Annotated in this window: 9 protein-coding genes; 3 read left to right on the top strand and 6 right to left on the bottom strand. The window is 63.1% G+C overall.

What is annotated here, in order from left to right; genetic code table 11:
• Positions 1-211 precede the first annotated feature (211 nt).
• From ABD154_RS10270 to ABD154_RS10260, 3 genes are read left to right on the top strand one after another with little or no spacing between them, the layout of a single operon-like run.
• A complete protein-coding gene (locus ABD154_RS10270; protein ID WP_344251187.1) occupies positions 212-1,246 on the top strand; it encodes a peptidoglycan recognition protein family protein in 1,035 nt (344 codons plus the stop codon).
• A gap of 17 nt (positions 1,247-1,263) precedes the next feature.
• Positions 1,264-1,824 (top strand): hypothetical protein, encoded by a 561-nt coding sequence (locus ABD154_RS10265; protein WP_344251186.1) that lies wholly within the window; start codon positions 1,264-1,266, stop codon positions 1,822-1,824.
• A 12-nt stretch (positions 1,825-1,836) separates the two neighbouring features.
• Complete coding sequence (locus ABD154_RS10260) at positions 1,837-2,031, top strand: hypothetical protein (protein ID WP_140954721.1); 195 nt, start codon at positions 1,837-1,839, stop codon at positions 2,029-2,031.
• Between the two features lie 258 nt (positions 2,032-2,289).
• Here the strand turns inward: ABD154_RS10260 and ABD154_RS10255 are convergent, their stop codons facing one another.
• From ABD154_RS10255 to ABD154_RS10230, 6 genes are all read right to left on the bottom strand, one after another.
• Positions 2,290-2,625, bottom strand: coding sequence for a helix-turn-helix domain-containing protein (locus ABD154_RS10255; protein WP_140954722.1), 336 nt, complete (start codon positions 2,623-2,625; stop codon positions 2,290-2,292).
• A gap of 107 nt (positions 2,626-2,732) precedes the next feature.
• On the bottom strand, positions 2,733-2,906 hold the full coding sequence (locus ABD154_RS10250) for a hypothetical protein (protein WP_344251185.1): 174 nt from the start codon (positions 2,904-2,906) through the stop codon (positions 2,733-2,735).
• Between the two features lie 56 nt (positions 2,907-2,962).
• A complete protein-coding gene (locus ABD154_RS10245) occupies positions 2,963-3,799 on the bottom strand; it encodes a tyrosine-type recombinase/integrase (RefSeq protein WP_344251184.1) in 837 nt (278 codons plus the stop codon).
• A 215-nt stretch (positions 3,800-4,014) separates the two neighbouring features.
• Positions 4,015-4,266 (bottom strand): hypothetical protein, encoded by a 252-nt coding sequence (locus ABD154_RS10240; protein WP_344251183.1) that lies wholly within the window; start codon positions 4,264-4,266, stop codon positions 4,015-4,017.
• A gap of 694 nt (positions 4,267-4,960) precedes the next feature.
• A complete protein-coding gene (locus tag ABD154_RS10235; RefSeq protein ID WP_211978956.1) occupies positions 4,961-5,647 on the bottom strand; it encodes a hypothetical protein in 687 nt (228 codons plus the stop codon).
• A 56-nt stretch (positions 5,648-5,703) separates the two neighbouring features.
• On the bottom strand, positions 5,704-6,162 hold the full coding sequence (locus ABD154_RS10230) for a hypothetical protein (RefSeq protein WP_198499262.1): 459 nt from the start codon (positions 6,160-6,162) through the stop codon (positions 5,704-5,706).
• Positions 6,163-6,232 lie beyond the last annotated feature (70 nt).

Below are 6,232 nucleotides of genomic sequence, written 5' to 3'. Positions count from 1 at the left end.
CAGCACGACGCCCTCTCAGGAATCATGCGGTCTTGGAGTCAACCAAACCTTCGGCAGTCCCGAATGTTGCCCTCCTCGACGTCGAGTACCGGCTCCGCCGCCGCATGGCGGAGAACGGCCTCACCCACGACGACATCACCTGACCATCAACCACCATCACGCTCCCTGACGCATCGTCTCGGGGCGTTTCTCATGCCTGAAGGAGGCAACCATGGCGTATGCGCTCGCCCCACGGATCGCGAGGGCGGTGAAGAAGTCCGGTCTCGAGGTCGTGTGGGTCGGTGACTGGGAGGGACGGGGCCGCGCGACCATGCGCGGCGTGAAGACGATCACCCTTCACCACACCGCGACCCCGAGATCGTTCAAACGCTCCACGGAGTACCCGACGTTCAACGTCGTCAAGAACGGGCGCCCGGGCCTACCTGGCCCGCTCGCCCAGTTAGGTCTAGGCCGCACCGGGGTCGTGTACGTGTTCGCGGCCGGCGTCGCGAACCATGCCGGGAAGTCCCGGTCGAGCACGATGACGAACTCGTATGCGATCGGCATCGAAGCTGAGGGTGCGATGGAGGACTGGCCGAAAGCCCAGTACGAAGCGTATCTCAAGCTCGTGCGTGCCCTCCTCGACGAGTTCGACCTCTCCGAGTCCCGGGCGCTGCGGCACGCCGAGACGTGCTCCCCACCCGGGCGGAAGTCGGATGCCTCGTTCAACGGGGACACGTTCCGCAAGCGCCTCAAGCTCACGAAGACCGGTGGCCGACCGCCGGCCCCGAAACCCACCAACCCCACACCCGCACCCAGGAAGGGAATCCTCGACATGTCATTCAAGACCTCCGACCGTCGCACTGCGAAGCAGCCTCTGCCGCCGAACCGGGAGACGACGCTCAAGACACGAGCGAAGAACACCTGGTCGTTCCTCACCTCCACGAAGCGCGGTGAGACATTCGCCGTCAACACCCACCTGACCATCAACGGCCTGCGCGAGGGCCAGGTCGCCGAGGTGTGGCTGCGCCTCGGCGAGTACAACTCGAAGACGAAGAAGGGCGCCACCCGCTACGACTACAAGCGGGTCACCGTTCACGGCCGCGCCGGTGGCGGCGACGTGCACGCCGAGCTCACCCAGGTCGACAAGTGCAACATCGGCCCGAAGATGGGCGGCGACATGCGCCTCTACGTCGTCGCCAAGAACGTCTCCGGTGACGGTGCGGTCGCAGTCACCGACATCAAGTGGACCGAGCTCACGGACTGAGAAGGAGCACACCCATCATGAAGATCGTCACCACACCCAACGCCTCGGCGACCCAGACCGAGCACCCTGCACGCGCCGCAGTGCGCACGTTCATCCAGGCGTGGATTCCCGGCATCATCGGTGCCCTCGTCGTCGTCCCGGAGATCGTGCGGATCGTCCTCGACGAGTTCACCAGATCCAACGTCGAACCACCCGAGCAGCTGCGACTCATCCTCGTCGGCATCGCCACCGCCGCGGCCCTCGTCTCCGCGGTCATCGCTCGTGTCATGGCGATCCCCGCCGTCGAACGCGCCCTGCGCACGCTCGGCCTCGGAGCCGCACCGACGGACCCTGACTTCGGCAACTGGGACGGCCTCGACTCCGAGGAGGTCGAACCCGTCGGCGACGGCGCAGACGACCCCGACGACGCGACCGCCGTCGACGGTGACGCCGCTCCCGACGGAGACGCCGACGGGGAAGGGTACACCGTGACGTCGGCGTTCAGACCAGAGTCTGCCGGCGACGCCGACCCGGAAGACGACCCGGGCACCGAGGTCGACGCCACTCCGCCCCCGGACGGGTACGAACCCCGCCACTGAAAGGTCACCCGAATGCCTGCCCTGATCCTCCGCTATTTCACCTACGACCACCTCACCAACCCTCTGCTGCGCGCGACCTCCGCGAAATTCGCGGCGCTCGCCGCTGAGGTCGATGACGCACTGCCGGATGGGCCTGAGAAGTCGGTCGCTCTGCGCAAGCTCCTCGAAGCCAAGGACGCCGCGGTGCGTGCGGCACTCGACGCCTGACCGTCCGTTCCACGACTTGGCCCTCACCGTCACCGCGGTGGGGGCCACTTCGTCGTGCCTGGGGAGAGTCGTATACTTCGGCCGCCGGCGTCGTCATACTGGACCACACACAGCTCGATGAGAGGAACTGCATCATGAACGACAACGAACTCTGGACCCGCGGCGTCCACGAACTCCTCGCCCCGGCGGTACCCGACGGCAAGCCGGCCCCGCTGGTGGAACAGCACGAAGCGAACATCGCCAGGCTCCGCGCCGAGACTACCGACGGCCCAGACGGTGCTGGCGGATAAGCTCTTCGACTCCGGACACGCTGCGCCCGAGCACCGCGGCCCGCTCCGCCACAGTCAGATCCGTCCGAGACAACGCGAACTCCGCGTCCTCGACGCTCCACGGTTGGCACTGATTCGGCGCGAGCAAGCGTTCGCCGGGGTTCACGCCCCAGGCGCGCAGCCATTTGCCGAGTGCGGTGGGGCTGACGCCGAGTGCGGCGGCGATGTCGGCGATGCCTTGGCCGGCTTCGCGTCGGCGGGTGGCCTCGGCGCGCAGGCGTGCCTTGCCGGCCGCTGTGGTGTAGGGGCGCGGTGGCAGGGTCATGCTGGTGCCGCTGACGAGTCGTGTTCGGCACCTGTTGCAGAGGCCGCGTGAGACGGCGTCACGGTCGCACCACAGTGTCGCGCACGTGGCCATGACGGTCTGGCCTGTCAGGTGAGGTTGGGTGGCTCGGGCCTCTGTGCGCGGTCGACCCCGAGGGATTCTCGGGCCGCGCGTTCCTTGCGTTCATCGGCGCGTGACCACCGCATGCCCAGCCTCACCCCCAGAGCGACGACGAAGACGAGGAGGACGTAGCCGACGGCGATGACGATGATTGATCCCATGAGCGAAGCGTAGGTGCCGCTCGACTGCTGCGGTAGTGGTTGTGGCCGTTTCGTTATCAGGCGATCTCGGCGAAGGATGCGGCGTGGTGGAGGGCGTCGTCGTTGATGTGGACGTAGATCTGGGTGGTTTGCGGGTTGGCGTGACCCATGAGCTTCTGGACGGCGCGCAGATCTTTGCATCCGTCGTAGGTGACGGTGCCGTAGCGGTGGCGCAGTGAGTGGCCGGCCCAGTCGCCGGGGAGGGTGTCGGCGAGGAGTTCGATGACGCGTTTGTTCGACAGGTGTCCGTCGATTTTGCCGGGGAACAGCCACCCGCCGGGGTTCTCGCCGGCGGCCGCGCGGATGAGTGCGGCGAGACTGGCGGGCAGAGGGACGCGCCGGTCCTTGTTGCCTTTGCCGTGGGCGATGATCGAGGGGCGCTGGTGGGGGCCGACGATGTCGCGGATGTTGACGAGGCAGATCTCGCAGGAGCGCAGGCCGACTTCGGCGCCGAGGCGGATCATGAGGCGTTCGCGTTCGGGTGCGGTGGCGAGGGTGCTCGTGAGGAGTTCTTCGGGGAAGGGGCGGGGTAGGCCGGGTGTGGTGCGCACGCGCGGGAGGTAGACGGTGGGGTCGTCGTCGATGCGTTTGGTGAGTGTGGCCCACCGGAAGAAGGATTTGAGGGTGGACTGGTGGCTGCGCCGGGTCTCCTGTTTCCAGTCGCGTGCGCCGAGGTAGGTGATGAGGTCCTCGAGGGTGACCTCGGTGATGGTGAGTTCAGTGGTGGTGGCGAACCGGCGGAGGTGGTAGTTGCGCATACGCCGGGTGGATCGGGGGTGGTCGGCTGCGCTCATCCAGCGGTCGAAGGCGTCGAGGTCCCCCAGCCACGCTGCTGGGGTGGGAAGTGTCTGCATACGCTGATCTTGCTGAGAATGGATTGAAACAACACTCCCTATTACCATTTCGTGATCCATTCTCAACCATATTGATATTCAAGTTGACGTGTCGGTAACTGGTGAGCGAAGCTGGAATTTTGCACCCATCGTTCCAGGTCAGACAGTCATCATATGATATCAATTGTTAGTTGTAGTCTAACTAACATTCCGCTGATCGTGTACCGCAGTGGAATTTATTTCGATGCGGTGGTGATCGAATGTCGATCATTCTGTGACATTTCCGTGCGACCCAGGGCCTCGGCGAGCCGGGCCTCGGCGGCGGTGAGTTCCTCGCCGAGCTCCCGGTAGAGTTCGGCGCTCGCGGCGATGGAGGTCTCCGGTGCGCCGCGGAGGATCTTCGTGGCGATGTCGTGTGCTGCCCGGTCGTGCAGTGCCCGGGCCCGGCGGGTGGTCTCGCGCAGTTCGGCGATCGTCGGGGCGCTCATCGTGCACCTGCCTCGACGTCGTCGGCGGGGGCGGGGAAGGCGAGCACTTCGGCGTCCCCGGAAATGGTGAGATCGACGTCTGATCGGGGGTGGAACGGGATGACCGTCAGGTCGCTGACCTGCGAGTCGTCTGCTGAGACTCCGAAACAGTGGGTTCCGGGTTCAAGTCCCGGGGGGCGCACAGCACACAGGAACCGCCGTTCGGATCATCCGAACGGCGGTTCTTCGCATTGTGAGGGTTAATGATCAAATTGTGTGTATAGCCAGGGCGTGTCGACACTGCTCCTTTCCGGGATCTGTGGCTTGTAGGCCAAAAAGTGTGTCTGTGCCGGGTGCGTCACCTACGTCGTCCGCCCCATCCTGACTGGATGCCGATCCCGTCTTCCCACGAGAACCCCGTGTCATAGACGGCGGGGACCTCTAGCTCCTCGACCGGCTCCTTCAGAGGCGTAGTCGCTATCGTGTTCGGTTGGGCCTTCGCCAAGCTCCATATGTCACTGTAGGCCTGGGTTCTGTCCCTATGAGTACCAATCCATGGCTCATCGACCGCGACCCTCGAACGGTCCGCAGTTGTTACTAGTGAGATGCAGGATGCCGACGTTGTTCCCACCTTCTGACGCATTCGTCTGGGTCAAACAAACTTCCAGCAGTCCGATACTCACTTGCGTATAGGATGTGCCGTTCCCATGAGTAGTCAGAAGCCCATCTCGCTCAGGGTCATCCATTTAGGAGCCTCAATAGTGTGCCTATGCTGCCAGGCGGGATGTTCGGGGTCGGAGCTAGTGTTCCACGCCTCCCATCTGTGAACCTCCATCCACCCTCCATTGCCAAATTGACTGGCGTAATAGAGTCGAACTCGGTTGTCTTGTTCATCCAAGTTTGACGCCACTCCCAGCTGGACGGTTGCTGACGTACTCGCATCTCCGCTGTAACTCACATGCTCACCTATCAGGCCCTTCTCCGGGTTTGGATCACCCAGTAGACGGTCGATCCAAGCTTCATGAGGCATGCCATCTTGAGTGTTCCAATTGACTCGAATCCGCGGAGCGACGAACGCGGACAAGTTCGAGATGGAAAGGTACACAGTTTCATTCGGCTGCAAGTAAGCACGTTGTTTCATCATCGGAAGCATATGAAGCGATAGCTGCGGTCGGGTCGCGGCAGCCAAAGCCTCATTCGCTTTCTGCGATTGCGCCCGGTTCTCTTTAGCAGTGCTCAATGCGAGAGCCGCAGCACCCAGCGTTCCCGCAGCTGCGAGCAACTGCGCCCATGAGCCGATCCGAACACTGAGCCCATTGCTTGAGTTGTGAACGATCAGCATCCATGTCACGACACTGCCGAATACGACGACAAGTGCCCAAACAAGCCAGGAGAGTTTCATACCGCAATGGTAGTCACCAGTCAGCAGAAGATCGCGGCCTATATCGGAGTGAGCGTCTAGCGTGACAGTTTCGCGGCTCGCTTGGCGGATAGCGCATTTTGCGAATTGCGATATTCGCGAGTGACTCTGCTCATCGGGCCACGAAACAACATGCCGGGGAACAGCTGCGGTTCAGTCCGTGGCTGAAAGGTGACTGCACTGATCAGAGCGGTACACGCTGCTTGCAGTTCAGTTGTAGCTCCGGTGCAAGAGGCGAGCTGGTCAAGTCGAGCACTCACCTGCATCTGCTTATCAATGTCACGCGCATTTGCGAACGATTCAATGAACTTGTCGAATGCCTCCCTCAGCTCGTCAGACTGCCGATCGATAGCGGCCACCCCGTGACTCTCACGAGCGATCAGCTGAGACGAATTCGCAGCCCGACCTGCCGCACGGTAAGCGACAATCGCTCCCGTGATGCTCGCCAAAGCTGCGATAACGGCCACAATGATCGTCACGAATGCTCCGACACTCATGCTTTCTCCCTTCGATCAACTACGTCTGTGTAGTTTATGACAGGCTCAGCCCCCCCCCCCCCCCCCCCCC

Source organism: Brevibacterium sanguinis (genome assembly GCF_039528855.1).
In the GTDB taxonomy this organism is placed as follows: Bacteria; Actinomycetota; Actinomycetes; order Actinomycetales; family Brevibacteriaceae; genus Brevibacterium; species Brevibacterium sanguinis.
This window is presented reverse-complemented; position numbering and strand designations above follow the sequence as displayed.

Excerpts from the sequence above, each read along its gene's own strand:
- ABD154_RS10265 (WP_344251186.1), top strand. The coding sequence starts at position 1,264 with ATGAAGATCGTCACCACACCCAACGCCTCGGCGACCCAGACCGAGCAC.
- ABD154_RS10250 (WP_344251185.1), bottom strand. The coding sequence starts at position 2,906 with ATGGGATCAATCATCGTCATCGCCGTCGGCTACGTCCTCCTCGTCTTC.
- ABD154_RS10235 (WP_211978956.1), bottom strand. The coding sequence starts at position 5,647 with ATGAAACTCTCCTGGCTTGTTTGGGCACTTGTCGTCGTATTCGGCAGT.
- ABD154_RS10230 (WP_198499262.1), bottom strand. The coding sequence starts at position 6,162 with ATGAGTGTCGGAGCATTCGTGACGATCATTGTGGCCGTTATCGCAGCT.
- ABD154_RS10255 (WP_140954722.1), bottom strand. The coding sequence starts at position 2,625 with ATGACCCTGCCACCGCGCCCCTACACCACAGCGGCCGGCAAGGCACGC.
- ABD154_RS10245 (WP_344251184.1), bottom strand. The coding sequence starts at position 3,799 with ATGCAGACACTTCCCACCCCAGCAGCGTGGCTGGGGGACCTCGACGCC.
- ABD154_RS10270 (WP_344251187.1), top strand. The coding sequence starts at position 212 with ATGGCGTATGCGCTCGCCCCACGGATCGCGAGGGCGGTGAAGAAGTCC.
- ABD154_RS10260 (WP_140954721.1), top strand. The coding sequence starts at position 1,837 with ATGCCTGCCCTGATCCTCCGCTATTTCACCTACGACCACCTCACCAAC.
- ABD154_RS10240 (WP_344251183.1), bottom strand. The coding sequence starts at position 4,266 with ATGAGCGCCCCGACGATCGCCGAACTGCGCGAGACCACCCGCCGGGCC.